This is a genomic window from Pseudomonas sp. GW823-FHT02C02, from assembly GCF_058797635.1.
Window position 1 is genome coordinate 22,568 of sequence record NZ_JBXAJV010000009.1, and the last position, 23,434, is coordinate 46,001.

The 23,434-nt window shown below is 58.8% G+C and carries 24 protein-coding genes; 8 read left to right on the forward strand and 16 right to left on the reverse strand.

The genetic code is table 11. The annotated features are described in order from the left end of the window. Positions 1-146: 146 nt before the first annotated feature. A complete protein-coding gene (locus AC1ROI_RS17405; protein ID WP_083376139.1) occupies positions 147-878 on the reverse strand; it encodes a TetR/AcrR family transcriptional regulator in 732 nt (243 codons plus the stop codon). A 185-nt stretch (positions 879-1,063) separates the two neighbouring features. On the opposite strand from AC1ROI_RS17405, the gene AC1ROI_RS17410 reads away from it, so the two are divergent. Then, the gene (locus AC1ROI_RS17410; protein WP_083376138.1) at positions 1,064-2,695 is read left to right on the forward strand and encodes an ATP-dependent acyl-CoA ligase; all 1,632 of its coding nucleotides are present in this window, start codon (positions 1,064-1,066) and stop codon (positions 2,693-2,695) included. A gap of 116 nt (positions 2,696-2,811) precedes the next feature. Here the strand turns inward: AC1ROI_RS17410 and AC1ROI_RS17415 are convergent, their stop codons facing one another. Beyond that, complete coding sequence (locus AC1ROI_RS17415) at positions 2,812-3,612, reverse strand: SDR family NAD(P)-dependent oxidoreductase (protein ID WP_083376137.1); 801 nt, start codon at positions 3,610-3,612, stop codon at positions 2,812-2,814. Positions 3,613-3,713: 101 nt separating this feature from the next. Here AC1ROI_RS17415 and AC1ROI_RS17420 point away from each other — a divergent pair, with 101 nt between their 5' ends. Then, positions 3,714-4,454, forward strand: a complete 741-nt coding sequence (locus tag AC1ROI_RS17420) for a DUF2889 domain-containing protein (protein ID WP_083376136.1) — start codon at positions 3,714-3,716, stop codon at positions 4,452-4,454. Between the two features lie 84 nt (positions 4,455-4,538). Here AC1ROI_RS17420 and AC1ROI_RS17425 read toward each other — a convergent pair whose 3' ends face one another. The 4 genes from AC1ROI_RS17425 to AC1ROI_RS17440 all read right to left on the reverse strand — a co-directional run bounded on the left by AC1ROI_RS17425 (position 4,539) and on the right by AC1ROI_RS17440 (position 8,424). Beyond that, positions 4,539-5,114: an aromatic-ring-hydroxylating dioxygenase subunit beta gene (locus AC1ROI_RS17425; RefSeq protein ID WP_020300786.1), complete on the reverse strand. Its 576-nt coding sequence runs from the start codon at positions 5,112-5,114 to the stop codon at positions 4,539-4,541. An 89-nt stretch (positions 5,115-5,203) separates the two neighbouring features. Beyond that, positions 5,204-6,604: a Rieske 2Fe-2S domain-containing protein gene (locus AC1ROI_RS17430; RefSeq protein ID WP_083376135.1), complete on the reverse strand. Its 1,401-nt coding sequence runs from the start codon at positions 6,602-6,604 to the stop codon at positions 5,204-5,206. 123 nt (positions 6,605-6,727) lie between these two features. Then, on the reverse strand, positions 6,728-7,726 hold the full coding sequence (locus AC1ROI_RS17435; protein WP_102594489.1) for a fumarylacetoacetate hydrolase family protein: 999 nt from the start codon (positions 7,724-7,726) through the stop codon (positions 6,728-6,730). Continuing rightward, positions 7,723-8,424, reverse strand: a complete 702-nt coding sequence (locus tag AC1ROI_RS17440; protein ID WP_083376133.1) for an SDR family NAD(P)-dependent oxidoreductase — start codon at positions 8,422-8,424, stop codon at positions 7,723-7,725. Before AC1ROI_RS17440 ends, AC1ROI_RS17435 begins: the two co-directional genes overlap by 4 nt. A gap of 139 nt (positions 8,425-8,563) precedes the next feature. On the opposite strand from AC1ROI_RS17440, the gene AC1ROI_RS17445 reads away from it, so the two are divergent. After that, positions 8,564-8,962, forward strand: a complete 399-nt coding sequence (locus AC1ROI_RS17445; protein ID WP_083377286.1) for a Zn-ribbon domain-containing OB-fold protein — start codon at positions 8,564-8,566, stop codon at positions 8,960-8,962. Then, positions 8,962-10,152 carry a thiolase family protein gene (locus AC1ROI_RS17450; RefSeq protein WP_083376132.1) on the forward strand — a complete coding sequence of 397 codons (1,191 nt, stop codon included), beginning with the start codon at positions 8,962-8,964 and terminating at the stop codon, positions 10,150-10,152. The genes AC1ROI_RS17445 and AC1ROI_RS17450 overlap by 1 nt, the downstream gene beginning before the upstream one ends. A gap of 9 nt (positions 10,153-10,161) precedes the next feature. Here AC1ROI_RS17450 and AC1ROI_RS17455 read toward each other — a convergent pair whose 3' ends face one another. The 6 genes from AC1ROI_RS17455 to AC1ROI_RS17480 form a co-directional block, all read right to left on the reverse strand. Continuing rightward, a complete protein-coding gene (locus tag AC1ROI_RS17455; protein ID WP_083376131.1) occupies positions 10,162-10,947 on the reverse strand; it encodes an IclR family transcriptional regulator in 786 nt (261 codons plus the stop codon). Between the two features lie 88 nt (positions 10,948-11,035). Continuing rightward, complete coding sequence (locus AC1ROI_RS17460; protein WP_083376130.1) at positions 11,036-12,622, reverse strand: MFS transporter; 1,587 nt, start codon at positions 12,620-12,622, stop codon at positions 11,036-11,038. Positions 12,623-12,660: 38 nt separating this feature from the next. Next, positions 12,661-13,545, reverse strand: a complete 885-nt coding sequence (locus AC1ROI_RS17465) for a fumarylacetoacetate hydrolase family protein (RefSeq protein ID WP_083376129.1) — start codon at positions 13,543-13,545, stop codon at positions 12,661-12,663. Position 13,546: 1 nt separating this feature from the next. Further along, the gene (locus AC1ROI_RS17470) at positions 13,547-14,497 is read right to left on the reverse strand and encodes a VOC family protein (RefSeq protein WP_083376128.1); all 951 of its coding nucleotides are present in this window, start codon (positions 14,495-14,497) and stop codon (positions 13,547-13,549) included. Between the two features lie 66 nt (positions 14,498-14,563). Beyond that, entirely contained in the window at positions 14,564-15,322 is a 759-nt protein-coding gene (locus AC1ROI_RS17475; protein ID WP_083376127.1) for an SDR family NAD(P)-dependent oxidoreductase, read from the reverse strand. A 51-nt stretch (positions 15,323-15,373) separates the two neighbouring features. Next, entirely contained in the window at positions 15,374-15,610 is a 237-nt protein-coding gene (locus AC1ROI_RS17480; protein WP_020300797.1) for a ferredoxin, read from the reverse strand. A gap of 362 nt (positions 15,611-15,972) precedes the next feature. Between AC1ROI_RS17480 and AC1ROI_RS17485 the strand changes: the two genes are divergently transcribed. The 4 genes from AC1ROI_RS17485 (at position 15,973) to AC1ROI_RS17500 (ending at position 19,758) form a co-directional block, all read left to right on the forward strand. After that, on the forward strand, positions 15,973-17,235 hold the full coding sequence (locus AC1ROI_RS17485; RefSeq protein WP_102594488.1) for an MFS transporter: 1,263 nt from the start codon (positions 15,973-15,975) through the stop codon (positions 17,233-17,235). A gap of 27 nt (positions 17,236-17,262) precedes the next feature. Then, positions 17,263-17,583 carry a 2Fe-2S iron-sulfur cluster-binding protein gene (locus AC1ROI_RS17490; RefSeq protein ID WP_020300799.1) on the forward strand — a complete coding sequence of 107 codons (321 nt, stop codon included), beginning with the start codon at positions 17,263-17,265 and terminating at the stop codon, positions 17,581-17,583. A gap of 20 nt (positions 17,584-17,603) precedes the next feature. Continuing rightward, positions 17,604-18,839: an NAD(P)/FAD-dependent oxidoreductase gene (locus tag AC1ROI_RS17495; RefSeq protein ID WP_083376125.1), complete on the forward strand. Its 1,236-nt coding sequence runs from the start codon at positions 17,604-17,606 to the stop codon at positions 18,837-18,839. 85 nt (positions 18,840-18,924) lie between these two features. Continuing rightward, a complete protein-coding gene (locus AC1ROI_RS17500; RefSeq protein WP_102594487.1) occupies positions 18,925-19,758 on the forward strand; it encodes an oxidoreductase in 834 nt (277 codons plus the stop codon). A gap of 43 nt (positions 19,759-19,801) precedes the next feature. On the opposite strand, the gene AC1ROI_RS17505 is transcribed toward AC1ROI_RS17500, so the two are convergent. From AC1ROI_RS17505 to AC1ROI_RS17520, 4 genes are all read right to left on the reverse strand, one after another. Next, positions 19,802-20,152: a nuclear transport factor 2 family protein gene (locus AC1ROI_RS17505; protein ID WP_083376123.1), complete on the reverse strand. Its 351-nt coding sequence runs from the start codon at positions 20,150-20,152 to the stop codon at positions 19,802-19,804. 7 nt (positions 20,153-20,159) lie between these two features. Beyond that, positions 20,160-21,476 carry an MFS transporter gene (locus tag AC1ROI_RS17510; protein ID WP_083376122.1) on the reverse strand — a complete coding sequence of 439 codons (1,317 nt, stop codon included), beginning with the start codon at positions 21,474-21,476 and terminating at the stop codon, positions 20,160-20,162. A 32-nt stretch (positions 21,477-21,508) separates the two neighbouring features. Next, on the reverse strand, positions 21,509-22,297 hold the full coding sequence (locus tag AC1ROI_RS17515) for an SDR family NAD(P)-dependent oxidoreductase (protein ID WP_083376121.1): 789 nt from the start codon (positions 22,295-22,297) through the stop codon (positions 21,509-21,511). A gap of 85 nt (positions 22,298-22,382) precedes the next feature. Further along, positions 22,383-23,414, reverse strand: coding sequence for a hypothetical protein (locus tag AC1ROI_RS17520; protein WP_083376120.1), 1,032 nt, complete (start codon positions 23,412-23,414; stop codon positions 22,383-22,385). Positions 23,415-23,434: the final 20 nt, after the last annotated feature.

Below are 23,434 nucleotides of genomic sequence, written 5' to 3' on the forward strand. Positions count from 1 at the left end.
CGCGTCGAAAAATGCTTAGAGGGGTCCAAAACTTCGAGTCAGCCTCGAAAAAGAGTGGAATGCAGGCGGGGAAAAATTAGCGTACGGAAACGCAAAGCCCCCGATATACGGGGGCTTTGGATAGCGTGATGGGCAGTGCTTTAACGTCAGCGGCGTGTGCGCGAGGTAGACCCCATGATCAGCGCGCCCAGGAGTTTTTTCACCCGGACCGGGAACAATCGACGCCCTGCGGCTTCTGGCACGAGAATTTCGCTCAACACGTAACGAATGATCATTTCGCAGATCAGTTCACGATCAAGACGCACCCCGAGGCGTTCGTCCCAGTCGTCGAAAACGATGCCCAGGCCATCCTGAAAGCGCACGATCGAATCGTGGAAAATCCGTCGGAAGAAGCCCAGCGCGTAGTCGGGTGCAACCACGAGAAGACGCCGAGCCCGACTTTGCTCCAGGTAGTTGTCGAGATAGGCAAACAGCGCATTCAAGCGCGCTTCCGGATCACTGATGTGACCGAGTTCCTGGGACAGCGAGCTGTGAAAACTTTCGCGCTTGTGGCGCGAAAAGGTATCCAACAAGTCTTCTTGCGAGGCGAAATAGCGATAAAAGGTGCCACGGGAAACACCCGCGACCTGGCAAACATCCAGGACCGAAATACGATCCGCGCCAGACATCAGCACGACTTCTTCAGTGGCCTTGAGGATGTTGGCAATGGTTTCTTCTGAACGGCGATTCGGCTTGACCTTGGTGCCTGCCACAGAGTTGGCGGCAGCACGGCGTTCTACGGGTTTAACCGGGCTCGCCCCAACATCAGGTGCCGCATTTTTTTTGGATCTGGGAGCCGGCGCAGGCGCCTCTGCTTTCTTGGATGCGGCTTTTGGCATGAAGTGACGGGCTCATGAAGAGTAAGAATTGTGCAACGTTAACACAGGATCTGTGCATAAATAACACTATATGTTCAACTTTTAGCTAAAGACATTTGCGCAGTTTGTATTTAGAATCGGATTCTCTCTTTAAAAAATTAAATCAGGCAACCCGACCGGTATGGGTGCCTAAAAGGAGAAAACTGATGGGCAGCAGTGGAAATCCAGACACCTGGGCAGTGGGAGAACGAGACACTGTCATTGATGCGTTAGATCGTGCGGTAGCAAGGCATCCAGACAAAATATTGCTGGATTTCAGTGGTGAGTTATACACATATGCTCAGGTTGACTCACTCTCGACCAAGATGGCCAACGCACTGGCCACCCTGGGCGTCAAAGCCGGTGAAACCGTGCTGACGATGCTGGACAACAACATCGATGCCGTCACCACCTGGCTGGCCATCAACAAGCTCTGCGCTGTAAGTGTGCCGATCAACACCGCGCTCAAGGGCGAGTTTCTCCGCCATCAGATCGCCGATACCGGCACCTCGGTGGTGATTTGCGAAGCAGCCTACCTGCCACGCATCACCCCGCTCGCCGCACAGCTGCAGGACGTCCACCACATTCTTCACCGTGGCACCCTTGAGGCAGTACCTGATTGCCCGATTCGCATTGCGCCACTGGATGAATGGCGTGGCCATGACGCCACCCCACTCGTCAATAAACCGCAACCTTCAGACCTTGCCTGCCTGATTTACACCTCGGGTACAACGGGCCCTTCCAAGGGCTGCATGATCAGCTACAACTTCATGTGCAATCTGGCGCGCCTGCAACTTCGCGCCGGCCCGGCCAGTGCCGACGACGTGACCATCACGCCGCTGCCACTTTTCCACATGAATGCACTGTGCGTATCGATCATTGCCAGCATTCTGGTGGGTGCGCGCGCCGCCATTCTTGCGCGATTCTCGGTCTCGAACTTCTGGCCGGAAGTGGAGCGCTCGGGCGCGACCATTGCCTCGATCCTGGGCGGCATGGGCGGCCTCCTCGCCCAGGCGCCAGACAACGAAGCGATGTTGCGCTGCGTCGGGCAGATCCATACCGCCCGCGGCAACCCTTACACCGAAGACACCAAGAAGATCTGGCGCGAGCGCTTCGGCACCAGGCTGGTCGGCGGCAACGGCTATGGCCTGACCGAAGCCTGCGTTATAACTTCGCTGGCTGCCGGGGAATACGCCGCGCCCGGCTCGTCGGGTAAACGAATTGCGGATTTTGACGTCAGAATCGTCGACGACCTCGATCAAGAAGTGCCGCCCAACTCCGCTGGCGAAATCGTGGTGCGCCCTCTCCGTCCGGACATCATGTTCCAAGGCTACTGGCGTCGCCCGGAAGACACCCAGAAGCTGATGCGCAACATGTGGTTCCACACGGGCGACGTTGGCAAATTCGATGATGATGGCTTCTTCTACTTTGTCGACCGCAAGAAGGACTACATGCGTCGCCGGGGAGAGAATATTTCCAGCTTTGAAATGGAAGCCGCTTTTGCTTCACACCCGGCATTGGCTGAGGTCGCAGTGCATGCCGTGCCTTCTGATAAAGGCGAGGATGATGTGAAGGTGACTGCAGTACTGCATGAAGGTGTGACGCTAGACCCGGAGCAGCTGTTCCATTGGGCTACCGATTCGGTGCCCTACTATGCCTTGCCGCGCTATATCGAGTTTCGCAGCAGTTTGCCGAAAAATCCGCAGGGACGAGTGTTGAAGTATTTGCTGCGTGATGAAGGCAAGACCCAAACAACCTGGGATCTGGAAACTACTTCGATTGTGGTGTCCAAAAAGTAATTGTCCTGGCCGCATGTGTCGGCCGCCCAACGTCGAAGCCCGCCTTGCAGCGGGCTTTCGCGTCTCTAGGGCCTTGGTGTCGCCTTTGAGCTTGCTCCTGCATTAATCGGGTGAACTCAATACTCGCGTACGGGAATACCTTTGGGGCGGGAGTTATAACCGGGCAGATGAAGGCCACCATCGACGTGGATGGTTTCACCCGTGATAAACCGCGACATCTCGGACGCTAAAAACACCACCACCGGCCCAATATCCGCCTCAGGCTCGCCACAGCGCCCCAAAGGACGCATCGATGCGGACATTTCGGCAAACCCCGGGTTCTCCGCAGCAAGCTTGTGGAACGTGGCGCCCATCGCGGTAGGCGCGATGGCATTGGTTCGAATGTTGAACCGCCCCCATTCAGAGGCCGCGCTGCGAGTCAGCCCCACGATCGCTGCCTTCGCCGTGTTGTAGTCGCCATGCAACCAGGCACCGATCTCGATATCGATGGAGTAGAAGTTGATAATCTTGCCGCCACCCCGCGCTTTCATGTGGGGCAGCGCGGCCTTCATCGCCCACCAGGCCGCCCACACTGTAGAACCGAGGGTTTTCTCCAGCATTGCATCGGTCTTCTCTTCGAGAAGAACATTGGGCGTTGGCGCAAATGCGTTGTTGACCAGAATGTCCAGCCCACCAAACTGATCAACGGCCAATTGCACGGCGGCTTCGATATCGGCCTTGCTGCACACGTCAGTCTTGATGAACATCGCTTGGGCACCCAGCGCTTTGAGTTCGGCGACTACGGCCTCGCCACTGGTGACATCCAGCTCGGCGACCACCACGGCAGCGCCCTCTTTGGCAAAGTTCAGCGCGATGCCGCGGCCTATTCCGCCACCTGCACCGGTAATCAACGCGACCTGTTTGTTTAGCAGTGCCATAGCCACTCCATTTCTTGTTTTTTAGTGAACATTATTGGTTATAGTGTTCAAATATAGCTGATTTCGTCAGCCAGAACAGTACTGGAACAAGGATATTGAGGATGAGTGTATTTCGTCGGCGCGTGGACATCATTGCTCATCCTGGCAATGGCACGGGTGAAGTCCGCGCCACCCTGGAGGACGACTTCCATCACTTCCGTGTCTGGGTCTGCCACCATGAAGGTGAAGTCACCGCCATTGGCGGTGAAGCGCTACGCTACCCTTATTCCTTGTGTCCGCAGGCTTGCGATCAATTACAGCAGCTGCTGGGTATGAAACTGGACCGGATAGCCCACTCCGTCACCCGACAGACCGATGCCAGTCATCAATGCACCCATCTGCTGGACCTGACGGGCCTTGCCGTCGCCGCTGCCGCACGAGGTACCCACCAGCGCCGATATGACGTCAACATCGGCCAGCGCATCGCCAACCGCACTCGCGCCACGTTGATACGGGACGGCAATGAAGACCTGACCTGGGAAGTCAACGGCACCCTGATCGAAGGACCTTCACCTTATTGCGGCATCAACCTTCGCGAAGGCATGGCACGCTGGGCACTGAATACCCTCAATGAAGAAGCCGCCGAAGCGGCACTTTTACTGCGCCGCTGCACCCTGATTTCCATGGGGCGCGCGTACAACCTCGACGAGCAGATTCACGCCGCCACCACCGCTCTTTGTTACAGCCAACAACCCGAACGCGCGGAGCAGGCATTGCGCATGAAGGGCTCGACCCTGGACTTCAGTCATGAACAGCTGAAATTGTGCGCCCAGGATCAGGAATGGCTGAGACAACGGCACTAGTCGATCCGCTCTTGCGTCAAGAGCAATGCGGCCAATGCTTTCAAAGCACGGCGATCCGGGCTCAATCCAGACCGCCGATACGAACTAGAGGAAGACCGCCAGATTGGGGGTTCCGAGCACCGCTTGGTCGATGATGACTTCGCGCCGCGCCAGCTTGAATCCCGCCTCACTCAGGCGCAGCACATCCCGCCGTTCGCCACTGATGATGTCGACATGGTGGTCTTTGAACCGGCTGCGGGTCAGTAGCAGATAACTGGTCACCACGAACTCATCGCTCTTGTCGGTTTCTTCGACAAACACGTTGGTCACCAGACGCCGGGTACGCGAGGGAGGGTCTTCCGCCCAGGCGCTTTTGCCAGACAGGCGCAGGATTCGGCCCATGATCGAGCGGTAGTCATCGTGGTAATGCTGAACGCTGCGCACGATGGTGGTTTTTAACTCGGCGGCCAAGCGCGTCTGACGCAGCGGCACGGTGTACACCAGGTCGGTGTCCAGGCGTTCGGCCCACTCCTGCAGGCGAATCTGGTCAAGCAGCGTGGCCTCCTCGTAGAGGAAGGTCACCACATCGTTGTAAATCGGCGAACCCACCGGTACTCGCTTGGTACCGACTGGGGAACCCGGCTGGATATCCTCCACACCGCGTTGTTGAACCTGAGCCATGAGTCATTCCCTCACTTTTATTCTTGTGAATGCTGATACCAGCGACGGCGGCCCGCGAGGGCCGCGATCAAACCAGGCGTGACGGACGCTTACTGGTCGTCCGATGCAGTCATCAGCTCATGCCAGTACAACCACCAGTGCCACTGGGTATCGTCCTTGGTAAAGCCTTCGTTGACGATGCCCGGGCCAGGCCAGCCCTCCGGTGCGCCCGTTTCAAATACCGCCTGGTATTTCATCGTGCTCTTGCGGCCCATCGCGCCTTTGGCGGCCAGGGTCATGTGCGGCCAGGTGTCGGAGTCATCCTGCTCAACCATACCGGACGTGCCGAACAGCTGGATGGTTTGCTTGAGCATCTTGTCGCGCAGTTCCGGGGAAGCGTCTTTCTCAGCAAATACCCAGTTGACGAACTCGAGCTTGTCCGGACCTTGCGGCACGTAGGCGTGCAGGGTCATCGAGCCGACGACAGTGCCATCCGGCTGCGGAATGTAGACAAAACCGAAAAGAATGTTCGGGAACATCCCACCAACTTGCGGCGGCATGCTGGTGAGCACTTTCAACTGATCTTCGGTGAGATTGCGTGCCAGCTGTTCGACCATGTCGGCGGTCATGCCGGCAGGCGGCAATGCTTCGAGCTTTTGCTGCACACTCAACTCTGCCGGATCGAGGCCGGTCAGGCGCTTGATCTTGCGCGCCAGGTCGATGCAGCGCAGGGCATGGCCATGGGGCGAGCTGATCTCGACGCCGATCATTTCCGGGCTGAGGTCGGCTGTTTCGCCCTCTCCTTTCTTGGCGTAGTTACCCACTTCACCCAACCAACGATGCAAGGTCAGTGTGTGGAAACCGTCGGCCGCCGATTGCTCGCCAGCCGTTTTCCAGTTGGCGTTAACGATAAAGCGCTGCGGTGGACCGAGTACTTCCATGCCCTTGTCGGAACGGCAGAAGAGCATGTCGTAATACCACTTGGCATCGCCGAGGAATTCGTCAAACGACGGCCCGTCGATATTCCAGGTCGCGAAAACCAAACCGCCATACAGTGTGACCCGAGCCTTTTTCAGGCCCAATTCTTCTTTGGGCAGCATCTTGCCGTGCATGCATTCACGCTCGACAGGCGAGCCGACGAAGTCACCATTCGGGCGGAAGGCCCAGCCGTGATAGATGCATTTATGAATTTGCGTGTTGCCGCAATCGGCAGTGCTGATGCGCATGCCGCGGTGCGGGCACACGTTGAGGTTGACGTACACCTCGCCCTCTTTACCACGGGCAACAATGACCGAGTCGGAGCCCAGGTCGCGGACCATGAAGTCTCCGGAATTGGGAATCTCCGACTCGTGACCCAGGAGTACCCAGATCTTGCCGAAGATTTTTTCCATCTCCAGCTCGTAGATTTCGCGATCGGATAACACGCGCATTTGTACTTCACGGCTAGAAGGATAGATGAGGTCGGAGACCTTGGTTCCATCAGACAATACGGGGCTTGTTCTTGTTAGCATGATTGCCTCCTGATCAGAGCGTCACGACAGTAGTCGCAGCGAAATATAAGACACTTTCTCTATTTATGTACATAGAATTCACTTTGCACTTGTAAGTGAATTCTTCCGTCATTCACGTACGCGTCAATCCTTGCTCGACGCCTTGCCCACTTGAGTGCGCAGCACACCAATGCCGTCGATCTCCAGTTCAACCACATCACCAGGCTTCAAATAACGCAATTGCTCCAGGCCGCAGCCGTTTCCGACTGTGCCGGAACCAAGAAACTCACCGGGGTACAGGGTTTCCGAACGAGACACGTGGGCAATCACGTCTTCGAAACTCCAGCGCATATCGCGGGTATTGCCGCGCCCCCACTCCTCGCCATTGACCCGGGCGACCATGTTCAGGTCATAGGGATCACCCAGCTCATCGGCTGTCACCAGACAGGGGCCCATGATGTTGGCGGTATCGAAATCCTTGCTCTTGGCCGGGCCGAGCATGCCCGGCATTTCCAGGGCCTGGGCGTCGCGGGCACTCATGTCGTTAAAGATGGTGTAGCCGACGATATGCGCCCGGGCGGCTTCACGGCTGATGTCTTTGCCGCGCTTGCCGATGTAGCAACCGAACTCCAGTTCGAAATCCATCGCCCGACTGAAACTTGGCCATTGGAATTCATCGTCGATGCCAATCACCGCGAAACGGTTGCCCTTGTAGTAGATGGGCTGCTTGTTGAAGGTCTCGATGACCCGGTCGTCGGCGCGTGTGTTCATCGCTTTCAGGGTGGCTTCGGGGTCTTCGGTACGCAGCGCACGGGCGCGACGGGCCGCCGCGAAGCTCTGGCGCAGATGCAATTCGAAGCAGGAACAGTCGCGCATTTGTGGAGGTGGCTGGATCGGTGCGCGCAGCTTCACGCTGTCACGCTCCAGCACTGCCGCCGAGGGAGCCTTGGCAACCAACGAACGGGCTAACTCAAGCGCCGGCTCACCGGCCTCAACCAGCGCCAGAATGCTGCTTAATGCCACACTGTCGCGACCTTCCAGCAAGCGGTAAGCGTCTTGCAGGTCGAGGACCTGCTGGTCCCGATTGAGCAATGCTCCCGCGCGATCAAAACCTTCGGCATCGGTATACGTCACCAGTCTCATACGCGGCCACTCACGGGCAGCAGCGCACCGGTTACCGCTGCGGCTTCATCGGATAACAGAAATGCCACGACCGCCGCCAACGCCTGCGGGGTGACCCAGCGGCTGCTGTCGGCATCAGGCATGTCGGCGCGGTTGGCGGGGGTGTCAATAATGCTCGGCAGCACAGCGTTAACCGTTACACCACGATCCTTCAGCTCCTCGGCCAACGCCTCGGTCAACCGGGCCACACCGGCCTTGGAGGCGGCGTAAGCCCCCATACCTGTTGCGGCTTTGACCGAGGCCAGCGCGCCAATGTTGACGATACGCCCTGCCCCGGAATCCAGCAGGTGCGTCAACGCCGATTGGGAACTGACCACGGCGGTACGCACGTTCATCTGGTAAAGCCGATCCCAGGTCAGCAGGCTTCCACCTTCGACGGTCTCCCAGGCAAAACCGCCCGCGACATTGACCAAACCGTCGATACCACCCAAATGCGCCGCAATCTGCTCGAACGCCGCGCTGGCCGATTCGACCGAAGTCAGGTCAACATCGCCCACACACAGCAGATTTTCCGTGTCCAATAAAGCGGCTGGGGCCTCGCTACGATCCAGCAACGCCACCCGGGCGCCACGCGCCAGCAGAAATTTGCCAAGTGCGCTGCCGAGGGCACCAAACCCGCCGGTGACGACTACCCTCTTGTCCAATAGTGATTGGAACATCGCGAAATCCTCTTGTTGTTGTTTTACGGCGCGAACGGTCGATTCGCGCCTTTGTCCGGATGAATATATGACACTTTTAGAAAATATGTACAAATGATACCGTATGACTTCAAGTCAAACACTCACCTGCGGACCGCTGATGCCTAGAAAACTGCCTGCACTCAACGCCGACAACCGCGCCTTCTGGCAAGGCGGTCAACAGGGCGAACTGCTCGTTCATCGCTGCGCAGCCTGTAGCCGGTATTTCCACCCGCCCGCGCCGCTGTGCCCGCATTGCGCAAGCTTTGACGTCGCGCCGCAAGCGGTGTCCGGCAAGGGCAAAGTGCTCAGCTTCACCATCAACTATCAGGCTTGGACCCCCGACCTGGAGGTGCCCTATGTGGTGGCAATCATCGAGCTGGTTGAACAACCCGGCTTGCAGTTCGTGAGCAACGTGGTGGGCATACCGGTCACGGATGTGCATATCGACATGCCGGTACGGGTCAGCTTCCTCAATGTCGAGGATGTGTGGTTGCCTCTGTTCGAGAAGGATCAGTGATGTTCGATCATCGTTATGAGAAAGACGTAGCCATCACCGGCATCGGCCAATCGGAAGTCGGGCGACCCTCGAACAAGTCAGCGATGCGCCTGACCCTGGATGCCTGCCTCGAAGCCATTGCCGACGCCGGCCTGCAACGCAGCGACATCGACGGCGTAGCCTGCTGGCCGGGCGACAACAACAATGGCGACCCGTTTTCACCGGTCGGTCCCAGTGCGCTGAAGAGCGCCCTCGGGCTCAACGTCAACTGGTTCGGTGGTGGTTATGAAGGGCCCGGCCCGCTCACCGGTGTGATCAACGGGGCCATGGCGATTGCGGCGGGCCTGTGCAAGCACGTACTGGTGTTTCGCACCATCACCGAAGCGTCGGCGCGCATGGTCAACAAACAGGCCGGTGCACTGACCAACAAAACCCAGGGGCGCGACAGCAGCTACGCCTGGCAGTGGTTTACGCCGTTCAATGTGCAATCGGGCATCAATCTGATGGCGTTGTATGCTCAGCGCCACTTCCATGAGTACGGCACCCGACCGGAGCAGCTGGCGCAAATAGCCCTTACTTGTCGCCAGAACGCCATGCGCAATCCGAAAGCGCTGTACCGCACGCCGATGAGCATGGATGACTACATGGCCTCGCGGATGATTTCGACGCCTCTGCGCATGTTCGACTGCGACGTGCATTGCGATGCGTCCACCGCCATCATCCTGTCCCGTCGTGATATCGCCCAGGACCAGCCGAACAAACCGATCCGCATTGAGGCCATGGGCGCAGCGTTGAACCAGCCCTGGTCGTGGGATCAGATCTCCCTGACCAAAATGGCCGCCTTCGATGTCGGCGAGATGATGTGGGCGCGCACCGACTACACCCCGCAGGATGTCGAATCTGCGCAGTTGTATGACGGATTTTCGATCTTGACCCTGATCTGGCTGGAAGCCCTGGGCCTGTGCCCCACCGGACAAAGTGGTGCGTTCGTCGAGGGTGGCACGCGCATTGCGCTGCAGGGCAGCTTGCCCATCAATACCAATGGCGGGCAGCTGTCTGGCGGACGCACCCACGGCCTGGGTTACGTGCATGAAGCCTGTCTGCAACTGTGGGGTCGTGCCGAAGGCCGGCAAATCCGCGAACACCGCGTCAGCACGGTGGCAGCCGGAGGCGGCCCGTTGGGGGGCAGCCTGCTTCTGGTTCGCGAGTAACGGCGCGCCTCAGTAGAGTACGCCGGCTACTTCGCTACAGAACTCGATCAGCGCCTTGCCCAGTTCGGCAAGGCCCTCTTCATCCCGTTGGCCACGGAACATCACCGCTGACACGGTGAAATCGATGCTGTTGGTCGGTGAAAAGACCGGCGCTGCAATGGCTAGAATCCCTCCCGAGAAATGCCCATCGTCCATTGCCCAACCGCGCTCGGCAGCTTCCCGGACCTCTTCGCGATAGACCTCCAGCGACAGTGGCTGGGCCCAGCGAATCGTCTCGAAGCTGCTCTGTACTTCCGGGTCGTCGAGGTCGATCTGTGTGGCGAACAACCGGCCGCTGGCGCCCATCAGAATCGGCAGACGCTGACCTTCGGCCATGTCGATACGCACATCGGTCGGGCTCGCAGCGGAGCTGACAATGACGATTCGGTCAGGGCTCATTTTGCGCCACAGGGTGATGGTCACCCGCTGGCGCGCAGCCAGGTTCTGCAACAGCGGTTTGGCCATCTGTACGCGATGACCCTGGGTCACCAATTGTTCGACCAGACGCGCCAGGCCCAGGCCCACGGTGTAACGCTTGGAAAGCGCACTGAAATCGACCACCTCCTCTTGCACCAGGGTACGCAGGATGTTGAAGCAGGTGCTAGGGTTGATTTTCAGTTGCCGGGCGATGTCCACTGAGCGTTCCGGCGTACCCACCTGACTGAGATAGCGCAAGATGCGCATGGCGTTAGAAACCGGCTTGACGAGGGTTGCGCCGGCCGATTTGCTGCTGTCGTTGACGTCAGTGAGTTCCATGCCCGATCCAGTAACTTTAGAGTGGCGCCATTCTAGCCTGAGAATGATTGGCGCCGTAAAAGTTTTATCTGGGAATTACTCGATCACTTCAATCGGTTAGTTTCACTGGCGGCTGATAGATCAAACGGCGGGTTTGCAGATCTTCGCGACGAAAACGCTCGATGAGACGCTCTTGGGCATGGTCGGCCTGGGTCACCCGAACCTGTTGGCGCAAGTATTCCAGCCAGGACTCGACAATAAAGCGCTCGCTGTAGAGTTGCGGGTCCGCCATGTCGCGGTACAAACGCCAGTTTTGCGCGCCGTTGCGCCGTCGTGCCTTGCCTACCGTGTACACCGCGGCAAGAAAGTCATCGCGATCTGGCGCCGCCACCTGGTACACAATCTCCACCGATACCGGTCCATCGGAATGGGACACTGGACTGGCCAGTTGCAGTGTGTCGGTCAAATGAACCTCGGCAAAGTCTGCTTCCTGGCCCAGCTCCACATGGCCATTGCGGGTCAGCGCGATACCGACCAGCAACAACAGTGTCGAGAGCAGCAAGCTCTGGCTCAACCCCAGGTATTCGGCCAATGCCCCCCATATCGCACCTCCGGCTGCCATCGCGCCCATCAGGATCAACACATAGACCGATGCGACCCGCGCGCGTACCCAGTTGGCGGCATAGGTTTGCACCACCGTGGAAATGGTCGCGTTGACCGCCATCCAGCCAAACCCCGCCAGCAGCATCATCGCGCAGACCGCATAGCGGTTGTTGGATAGCGCGGCAGTGAGAGTGGCGAGGGCAAAGGAGAAGGCGCCGCAAACCAGCAGATGACGCATGCCCAGTACGCGATACAGCCGCGGCAAGCTGAGTGCAGCCAACACGGCACCGGCACCAAGAAACGCCATGAGCAAGCCATAACCACCGGCATCCATGCCCAATTCCTGCTTGGCCACCAGTGGCATCAAGGCCCACAAAGCGCTGGCACTCATGGTGAACACCAGAACCTGCTTCATGGCGCTGAACAGGACCGCTGAATGCCGGATGTAGCGCAGGCCACTGCGCATGCCGCCGGTCATGGTTTCCGGTGGCAAGCCCACGGTGGGCGGGTTGGGCGCGATACGAAAGAGGAAGAGCAGCACCGCGAACATACACAGCGCGATTACCAGAAATACCGAGGTCGTGTTCCAGTACGCAATCAGTGCACCCGCCAGCGCGGGGCCCAAAGCGCGGGTGGCATTGATGGAAATTCCGTTCAAGGACACTGCGGCCGGCACTTGGTCGCGGGGCAGTACACCGACCATGGTCACCATCCACGCCGACATGCCCAACGCACTGCCGGTACCGAGCACAAAGGTAAACGCCAGCAAGCCCCAGGTTTCCAGGTGCGCGCTGTACGCCAGCCCACACAATACCAGCGCGGCGAACAGCATCATGCACTGGGTAATGATCAGCCAACTGCGACGGTCCACCCGATCGGCAATCACCCCACCGGGAAAGGCAAACAGGAACACCGGCAGGGTCACGGCGGTTTGCACCAGAGAGACCATGGCTGCCGAGGTCGTCAATGTGGTCATGATCCACGCCGCGGCGACCGTCTGCATCCAGATAGCCATGTTGACCACTGCGGCTGCCAGCCATAAGCCGCGGAACGCTTTATTGCGAAACGGCGCCCACGCCGAGCCCTCGCTCATCTTCACTCCTCAGCGGCTACGCCAGTCAAAATCAGGAATTATTTGTCCAGCGGCTGACCCAGTCGCCCCATCGCCCGCGAAGGGCTGAGCTGACGCGGCTGAGCGATGGAATTGCGCAGTTGGCCGATGCCTTTGATTTCAGCCTCGACCCAATCACCCGGCTGCAGAAAACGCCCGCTTTCCAGCCCTACACCGTGGGTTGAGCCAGTGAACACCAGATCGCCAGGACGCAGACTGATGCGTGCATCCAGATAATTGAGCAACTCGTCCAGGGGAAAAATCATTTGCCGCGTATTGTCCTGCTGGCGCACTTCGTCGTTTACGCTCAGGCGCATATCCAGTGTCGGTTGCCCGGTAATGCCCAGATCGTCGGCGGTCACAATCCAGGGCCCCACTGGCGTGGTGCGGTCCATGGATTTCTGGGTCAACAGGTCAAGACGACCAATCTGCTTGCCGGCATCCCGCGCGCTGATGTCATTGCCTACGGTGTACCCCAGTAGGCAAGCGCTGGCATGGGGTTCATCCAGCAAAGGGCGACCCACCACGGCGACGAGTTCCACCTCGTAATCAAGCTGGGTGGTCAGCGGCGAATAATCGATCTCGTCATTGGCACCGACCAGCGCTGACTCAGGTTTCATGTAGGCCAGCGGGTGCGCCGGCGCCTCACTGCCCAGGCGCTTGAGGTGGCTGAGGTAATTGAGACCCACACCAAATACCCGGCTGCCCGGTTCCAGCGGCGCAAGCAGGCGCGAAGCCGACAACGGCAACCATTCGCCACTCAGGTCCAGGGCGTCTGGCGTAAGATCCGCCCCTAGCCCGGCCCAGTGGGTGAACGGCGCATGAATACGCCGCAGGCGGTCAGTTTGCGCATCCAGCAACGCCCAGAACGCTTGCCCGTCCACCTCGACCCGCGCCAGGCGCATATCAGTGCTTGGCCAGGTACGTCGGCAGGTACTCGGCGTCGAGTACTTCTTCCGGTGTCTTGACGCTGGCACCAAGAATTGGCCCGACCATTTCGTGGCCCCACAGACTGAGCTTTTCCGGATTCAGCTCGTAGGGATCGCCTTGCCATGGCTCGATTTCAGCAATGGTCTCAAAGGCAAACCCGGACGGATTGAAATGGTAGAACGACAGATGGGGGTCCTGGGCATGTTGGCCGAGGGTCATCATCATCGGCAGTTCACGCTGACGCACGATGTCGTAGGTCTCACCGACATCACGCACGTTGCGCACAAACAGCCCGACATGTTGCACGCCCATGCGACCCGGGCCGTGGCCATACGCGATGTCATGACTGGTGTGATGGTTGAGTTTGGAGCGGAAGAAACCGGTTCGTCCTTTGCCCGCACCGGCGCCATACCAGCTGAAACCCATGACGTTAAGCAGGAAGTCTTCCAGTTCCGGTGTGTAGTCCGGGGTGATCAGCACCACATGACCCGCGCCTCGTTCGTCGGCAAGGAAACCACTGTGCGGACGGCCCGGCTGGAACGAGCGCGGCAGCCATTTTTGCCCGTAAAACAATTCGTGCTGATACCCCACCGGGTCACGAAAACGCACCAATTCACGCACGCCACGCTTTTCGCACAGTTCGGCATCACCGCGGGTGTAGTCGACATTGGCCGCCGCCAGCTTCTTGATACCGTCCTCGAACGCCATGCGCCCCACCGCTTCCCAGCCGATGTAGACAATTCGGTCCACCTTGCCTGGGTGGAAAGCAAAGCGATGGCGGCGATCATCGATCTTGAAGTACAGCGAATCGGGATCACTCTCGGGGTTCTTGCCGATGCCAAACCCCATCACCTGCGGGCCATACTCACGCCACGCTTCGAGATTTGGGGTCTCAAAGCCCATGTAACCGATACCGATGATGTCCACGTTATTCACCTTGTTATTGTTCGAGATGAAAGGGTGCCGGTACCCCCTGCCGGGGCGCCGCGCGTGCTAGATCGCGAGTAACCCGCCATCGATGACGAAGTCCGAACCGGTAATGAATGAAGCTTCATCCGAGGCGACAAAGACCGCCATAGCCACCACTTCCTCGGGTTCGCCGGGGCGATCCATCAATACGCCATCCAGCAACATGGCACGCATCTTGGGGTCTTCCAGAAACGGCCGGGTGCCAGGCGTCGCGACAAATCCCGGGCTCAAACTGACCGCACGGATACCGAACGGCGCCCCTTCTACCGCCAATTGGCGAGTGAAGGACACCACCGCGCCCTTGGCAGCTGAATGCGCGGAAATGCCGGCAACTTTCGAGCCACCCCAGGCGGCGGTGGACGATACGTTGATGATCACCCCGCGCTGTTCGGCCAAGTGGTGCCAGGCATATTTGGTCGTATAGAACAGCAGGTCGATTTCATTGCGCATGGTGTACTGCCAATCTTCGATCGACAGCTCGCTGACCAATCCGAAACGTGCGGCGGAAGCATTGTTGTAGAGAATGTCGATGCGCCCGTGTTCAGCCACGGCGGCATCGATCCAGGCCTTGGCCTGTTCGTGATCGCCCAGGTCCACGGGTGCCGAGCCGTACAGGGTAAACCCCTCGGTCTGCATCAACGCTGCAGTCTCCTCGTGACCTTCGGCGTTGAAATCGCAACCGACCACAATCGCCCCTTCACGGGCAAAACGCAGCGCCGCAGCCCTGCCCTGGCCGCCGCCAGTACCGGTAATCAGCGCGACCTTGTCTGGTAATCGTCCCATTAGCACATCCTCACCTCAGTGGTTATCACGTTGCAGCTGACGCTCACGCCATCAAACAGCTTCGTCATCCGGGGTGATGGGTTCAAGCCAGATGGCCTCCGCTGGGCAGGCGGCCGCACCCTCACGCGCCTCCTCCTCCAACTCGGGCGGCACCCGGGCGTCGTCGAGGTACACCATGCCATCGGCATCAAGCTTGTACAGGCTGGGACAAATCGCAGCACACAAACCATAACCACAGCAGCGGCTTCGGTCGGCCACCGCTTTGAATTGCGCTTTTTCTGAACTCATTTTTTTCTCCTTTATCAGGTTCAGCCTCTGCAAATTATGAACACTTATTTATTTTATGTGCAATTAATTTTTAACGCGGATATGCTGAGACTCATCCGCTGTCGCTAGTCACTGCCTTGGCATCGAAACGGGTGAATCGCAGCAGGATGTTGAACACGGCTAGCTTCAGAGTGATTCAACAGTGGGTGCAACGCATGAAAATCGTTTGTCCGTTAGTCAGATAGCGGCGCTGGACAAAGGCGAATTTCTGATTTTATTCTGATTAAAAAACCAGATTCTGTTCAAAGAATCTGCTGGCGGTGGTCCACATCACCACTTGTAGCAGTGCTTGGCTCAACAAAACCTATAAGGAAGCCAACTTCATGCACCCGTCTAGAAACGAAGCGGCAATCGATCTGCGCGAATTCCGCCAAAGCTGGAAAATCCTGATTTTGTCGGTCGCCGGAGTGGCCATCAGCATCAACGCTGCTCTGCTCTATGGCTTCGGCACACTGGTGGTGCCGCTAGGCGATGCCTTTGGCTGGAGCAAAAGTGAACTGCAAGCCTGCATCACCTTTCTGTTTGGCGGCGCGGTGGTGTCATTGCAGTTGGTGGGTTGGTTCAACCTGCGCTACGGCATGAAGCGCGTGACGGTTATTTCCCTGCTGCTGTTGTCACTCGGCTACCTGGCGACCACGCAACTGACCCAATCGATCTGGTCGATGTACATCGCCTTTGCGCTACTGCCCATCGTTGGCATGGGCGCGCTGGCGGTGACCTGGACCCAACTGATAAGCCTTTGGTTCGACAGCAATCGCGGCCTGGCGCTGGCCATTGGTCTGTCCGGGACCGGCGTCACCGCCGCCACCATTCCTCGCCTGATGGCGTGGGGTATCGTGCAATGGGACTGGCGCGCGGCCTTCGTGATTCTCGCGCTGCTCAACCTGTTGGTGCTGCTGCCGCTGATCCTGCTGTGGTTCAAGCTACCCACTGTTGCAGGTCAGCGTGACGACGGTCATGCGCTGGAGCAATTGCCCGGCATGTCTTTTCGTGAAGGTATGGGCTCGCTGAAATTCTGGACCTGCAACCTGGCGCTCAGCCTGGTGATTTCTTCGATTGTCGGCATGGTCACCAGCACCGTGCCCATGCTGCAAGCCCGAGGTCTGTCCGCCGGGGACGCGGCCACCATCTTCAGCTGCTTTGGTATTTCGCTGATCTTCGGCCGCATGCTTATCGGCTATCTGCTCGATCGTCTGTGGCCGCCGATTGTGTCTGCGATCAGCCTGGTGCTGCCCGCCGTCGGTTGTTTCATCTACCTGAGCCCGACCACCGAATTTGCTCCGCTGATGCTGGCGGCGGTGCTGGTGGGATTCGGCGCCGGGGCGGAGTTCGATATTGCCGCATTCCTGATTGCCCGCTACTTCGGCTTGCGCGAATACGGCCGCCTGTTCGGTGTGCATCAGGGCCTGAATACCGTGGCCTCGGCGCTGGCGCCGCTGCTCTTCGCGTACATGCTGGCGCGCACTGGTTCGTATAACGCGATGCTGGTTTACAGCGCCGCCTGCTGCCTCATCGGTCCGCTGTTGCTACTGACCCTGGGGCGCGTACCGCACTTCAATGCGCAAACCATTCCCAGCCAATCCTGAGCCCCCCAACAAGAATCGGAGCAGAACATGCCCACATTGACGTTTATTGAACACAACGGCACCGCCCATCAGGTCAAAGGCGACATCGGCCAATCGGTGATGCAAGCCGCGACCTTCGCCTCGGTGCCGGGTATTTCTGCCGACTGCGGTGGTGCCTGCAGTTGCGCCACCTGCCATACCTATGTCGACGAGGCCTGGCTGGGCAAGGTGCAAGCGGCGGAAGGCATGGAGAACGACATGCTCGAGTACGCTTTCGAACGCCGTGACAGCAGCCGCTTGAGCTGTCAAATGATCATCAGCGAAGACATGGACGGCATGGTTCTGCACCTGCCGTCGTCGCAATTCTGAATGCGCTTGAAGGAGCTCCCATGACCCTCGCCTCAGTCGTTATCGTCGGTGCTGGCCAGGCCGGATTTCAGGTCGCTGCCTCCCTGCGTCAGGAAGGCTATGACGGGCGCATCACCCTGATCGGCGATGAGCCAGGCCTGCCCTACCAGCGCCCGCCATTGTCCAAGGCCTATCTGCTTGGCAAGATCCAGGCGACCAATCTGCTGTTTCGTCCTGCTGATTTCTACACCACCCAGCGCATTGAACTGCTGCATGACCAGGCGACCGCGATCGACCGCCTGAACCGACGCGTGGTGTTGGCCTCGGGTGCTGCCGTCAGTTACGACCACTTGGTGCTGGCTACCGGAGCCCACAACCGCCCCCTGCCGGTTCCCGGCGCAGAGCTGCCGCAAGTGTTCGGTATCAAAACCAAAGCCGATGCCGATGCCCTGGCGCCGCTGGCCAAAGAGGCGCGCAACGTGGTGGTGATTGGTGCCGGGTTTATCGGCCTTGAGTTCGCGGCGGTGGCCGCTGCCCTAGGGGCTAATGTGCACGTACTGGAGCTGGGCGAGCGCCCCATGGCCCGCGCCGTTTCGCGGGAGATGTCGGAGTTGTTTCGCCAGGCACATGAAGGCTGGGGTGTGCATTTTGACTTCCGCCAGGGCTTGAGCCGAATCGACGGCGACAACGGCAAGGTGTGCGCGGTGCAAACCGGTGACGGACGTGCGCTCCCTGCTGACCTGGTGGTGTTTGGTATCGGTGTGATTCCCAATGCGCAACTGGCGACTGAGGCCGGTCTGGACATCGAGAACGGCATCAAGGTGGACGCCAGTCTGCTGACCTCTGACCCACAAATTTCCGCAGTGGGGGATGTCGCCAGCTTCCCGTGCCTGCAAAACAATGAGTTACACACCCGCCTCGAGTCGGTGCAGAACGCCGTCGACCAGGCCCGCGCCGTGGCCGCACGATTGATGGGCAAACTGGCGCCCTATAGCGCCCTCCCCTGGTTCTGGACTGATCAAGGCAACTTGAAGCTGCAGATTGCCGGTCTCTCCCATGGCTATGACATTACCGTCGTGCTCGGTTCAGTCGAAGAACATCAAGCGTCAGTGCTGTGCTTTCGCGATGACCGTCTGGTGGCCGTGGAATCCTGCAATCGCATGGGCGATCACATGGCGGCGCGCAAGATTCTCGCCCGCGCACCCAAGCTGACGGCGGTCGAGGCCGCCGCTGACGGATTCGACCTGAAAGCCTGGGAAGCGGCCAACCGCGACTGAACACTGCGCTGATCTTTCACGCACGCTGCCGCGCCCGCCTCAGAGCTGACGCGGCATTTTTTTGCACAACGACTGGAGCGATGCAATGAACAAAGTCTGGTTTATTACCGGTGCGGCTCGAGGCTTGGGTGCCGCCATTGCCAAGGCCGCCTTGGCCGACGGTGACCGCGTGGTGGTCAGCGCCCGGCGTATCGAAGCGCTGGAAACTGTCTTCGCCGAGTACGGCGAACGTGTGCTGGCCGTGGCCCTGGATGTGACCGACGAAGCCCAGGCATTGGCAGCCGTAGAGACCGCCATGGCGCATTTCGGCCAAATCGATGTGCTGGTCAACAACGCCGGTTATGGCCAACTGGCGCCGTTTGAAGACAATTTCGCCAGCGACGCCGACCAGCAATTCGCGACCAACGTATTTGGTGTGTTCAACGTCTGCCGCACTGTGCTGCCCGTCATGCGTCAGCAACGCAGCGGCCGGGTGTTCAACGTGTCTTCAATGGGGGGCGTGGTCGGGATGGGCGGTGCGGCGCTGTACTGCGCGTCTAAATTTGCTGTGGAAGGTTTTTCCGAATCCCTGGCCCAGGAAGTAGCGCAGTTCGGCATCAAGGTCACGCTGGTGGAGCCCGGGGTTTTCCGTACCGACTTTCTCGACCCCAGCTCAGCAGTCTTCGGTAAACGTGGGCTGGAGGATTACGCCGCCTTCACCGCCAAAGTCAAAGGCGCGTCGGCCGCCTACAACCATCAGGAAAACGGCAACCCGGCGAAACTGGGCGAAGCGCTGGTGCACCTGGCCAACAGCGAACATCCACCGTTGCGTTATCTGGCGGGCTCCGACGCTTATCAGCAGGTCAGTGATAAGCTCAACAGGATGCTCGCGGAAATCGAGCAATGGCAGCAGTTGTCCCATTCCACCGATGGTGTCTAGGCGCCGACGCGCACAGCCTTTCTGACGAGGCTGTGCGCAACGATTACTGGTTGATGAAATAACGCACGGACAACTTTCCATCTTCGAACCGATACAACTCGATCGTTTCGATGCCACCTTCCTGCTCGCGAAAGGCGTTCAGGTGATGGCACGCCGCTTCATTGCCATTGACGATGCACTGGCGTACCTCGACGCGAACCCTGGTTTGCTGCTGCGCCCACATGCCTTCCAGCACCTGCCATGCATCAGCCTGCGGCTTGCCGACGTATTCTATACTCAAGCCGTTGGCCGAGACGCTGCGGTAGTGAGCGAAAAAGCCCTCCTTATCGCCCCGGTTCCAACAGTCGATCTGCCCGTGTAGAAAGTGCTCGATTGCGTATTTGTCCATGCTCATATCACGTTCATCCTCGGGTGGGTTCAGGCGTGTTGCCGTTGCGCAGTTTTTGCTGACGGGCGAGAAATGCCGGCTCCATCCTCAACCACAGCAGAATGGTCGGGCCGATAATGGCGCAGCAGAAACAGCACACCAGCACGGCGGAATAGCTGCCGTACAGGTCATAAAGATGGCCGAACAGCATGGGCACCAGACCGGACACAATGGTGATCAGGCACAGGTGCAGGCCAAAAATCCGCGCGTAGTCTTTCAAGCCGAAATAGCGCGCCATCAGGAATGCCGCTAGATCGAACTCAGCCCCGGCACTGGCGCCGATGCACAGGGTCGCCAGCACCAGCAACGGTGTGTTCTGCGCGCCGCCAAAGAGAAAGATCGCGCAGCCAAATGCGGGTAGCGCCAGGCTCACGGCGGCCACCACCGAAGGTGAATAGCGGTCCAGTAGATAACCCACCAACAAGCGTCCGCCGATGATGGAAATACCAAAGGTGCTGAAGATCTGGCTGGCTTGCTGCGCACTCAGGCCCTTGCTTTGCAGCATCGGCACCATGTTGGTGACCATGCCGACGGTCAACGACACCGACAATATCAACGCGACGTTAAAGCCCCAGTACATCCCTGAGCGCACTGCTTGTTTAAAGGACATGCCGGACAGCTCCGGAAGTTCCTTTTGCGTCGTCGTGTCAGGACTGGCGAGCAGCGCCGGCATGCGCAACCACATCAATGCCAAGGGCAGCGTAAACAGCAACGGCATCGCGCCCAATGCAATAAATCCGGCTTGCCAACCGTAGGCGGCAATCAGCCGCGACAACAAGGGTGGCAGAATCATCGCCATCAGCCCGGTGCCACACAGAATCACAGCCAACGCCAGTCCACGGTTACGCTCGAACCAGAGGTTGACCAATTGTGTCCAGGTGATCGCAATGGTCCCGGCACAGATGATGGGCATGCTGAAAAACGCCAGGTACAACCAGCCGATTGAACCCTGAATCCGCGTGATCGCAAAGTAACCGACGATCTGCAGCACAATCGAAACAATCGCCACCCGGCGCAGACCGAAACGACGGTACAGCCAGCCGACCAGTTGCGTGGAAATCGCCACCCCGGCGAAGAGAAAGGTGATGGAGGCTTGCAAGTCGCCACGGCTCCAACCGAACGCCTGCTCCAGTGGAATCACCAGTGTGCCGAAGGCGTACAGCAACGCAGCGGTAATGCTGGTGCAGATGCCAAACAGGCCTAGGACAACCACCCGCCAGCCGCGCTTGAACTCGGAAAAATCATTGCCAGCGTGGGCAGTGGTGCTGCTACTGCGTGTATCCGATGTCATGACCTGACTCCCATCGCGCACGTGCGACTTGATTAATGGCCCTTGAGGATTTCTTCGACTTTGGGCAGCGCGATCATGGTGGCGCCGCCATCCACCAGCAGCGAGGTGCCGGTGATATAGGAAGCCTCGTTGGAGGTCAGGAACAGGACGGCGTTGGCAATGTCGGCGGATTCGCCCAAACGCCCTACCGGGAAATGTGCGGCGAGTTTATGCGGCAGTTCATTGCCAAGGGTTTCGAGCATGTGGTCAGTGCCGATCAGTCCAGGCTCGACGACGTTGACCAGAATGTTCATGGCGCCGAATTCCACCGCCAGGCCACGGGCGAAGGCATTCATGAAGGCTTTGCTGGAACCATAGGCAATCAGTCGAGGGGTGTATTTACGGTTGGCTTCGCCGGACGAGATGAAAATCAGCCGGCCTTTGTCGACCGCTTTGGACAGGTATGGCGCGCTGTCCTTGGCCAGCCAGAACAGCGACTGAATATTGCTGCGAACGATGTGATCAAAGGTGTCATCGGCCATTTCGGCGATCAGCCCGTGGCTGGTATCGGCGGCGCAATGCACCACAATATCCAGACCACCAAAATGCTCTACACCACCTTGCACCATTGACTTGATCGCCTCGCGGTCGGCGATGTCGCCACCGACCAGACAGGCTTGCGCGCCCAGGGCCTTGATCTGGGCAATGGTTTCTTCGCCATATCGAGCGGTGCGTGCCGACACCACTACCTTGGCGCCCTCTCGGGCATAGGCCAGGGCAATGGCGCGGCCCATGCCTCGGCCGGCACCAGTGACCAGCACGACTTTGTCACGGAATTTCATCGTGATTCCTCATTGTTGTTATTAGAGAGGCTACTGATGCAGCGTATGCGCCGGATAATGATCGCAACCCGGCGCATCCGGCTGATTACAGGTCCTTGCCTGGAACGTTGCGGGCCGAGCCGTTACGCCGGTCCGATTCGCCCCAGCCCAGCCAGTGAGACGGCTCGCGGGTATCGCCCACCCGGCGCCAACGGCCTTCCTGCTGCGCCGTGATCGGGAAGCCGCCGACGAAGTCGATCATCTCGCCCTTCTCGTCCGGCAGGAACTCCCACGCTTCCTCGCCCTCAAGCACAATTTTCGCGGACTTGAGGAAGTAGCTGCCGTCCTTGTGCTCGGTGTGTCCTTCGATATCGGTGGTCACCCGCACTTCGCCTTTTTCATTGTTGAAAATGGCGTAACCCAAGTGGTCGTGACCGACCATGAAAGAACCGGTATCCCACGTGCCGTCTTTATAAACGGTGACGAAAGACCACCAGATCACATGCTTGTTGTTGTTCACCACCAGGTCTTTCTTGAAGTGGATGGCGCCGCCTTCAGCCATGTAAAACTGATCCAGTGCCATCGCGCCTTTGACTGGACGCCCTTCGCAGACGCCGGCGATGTCCCACAACTGCGAAACGTAGAAAGTGCCCCATTCCACGCCGGGTAAATACCACTGCAGTCCCGGACCGAGCAGACGTCCTTCGAGGTTAAACAGGCCTTCTTCTTTCCAGGTCAAGCGTTCGCTGCTGGCCGTTATTTCCCAAGCGTTACCGGCTTCACCCGGTTGGCTGGCCCAACGTGCGACATCGCCTTCCAGGCTGTGCACCGGCAACGGCGTCAGTGCCTGACGGGCCATTTTTTCGTGATCCATGCGCAGGTGAACGTTGTCGACATGGTTGTTCAGGTAGAAGAACTTGGTTGGATTCGGCGTGCCATTTGGCGCCATCAGCGAGCGGACGAAGGAATAGATATTGCCTTGCTCATCGCGCACCGATCCGAACGGCGAACTCTTGCTCAGGTGCAGGCCGAAGAAGCCGCGCTCTGATGACATCGACGCGCCGGTGACCTGGTGCGGCCCAACCAGTTGTTGGAAGCCGAAATCACCGCGTTCGGGGATGGTTTTAAACGTTCTCATAATGCCCTCTGTTGTTTTTG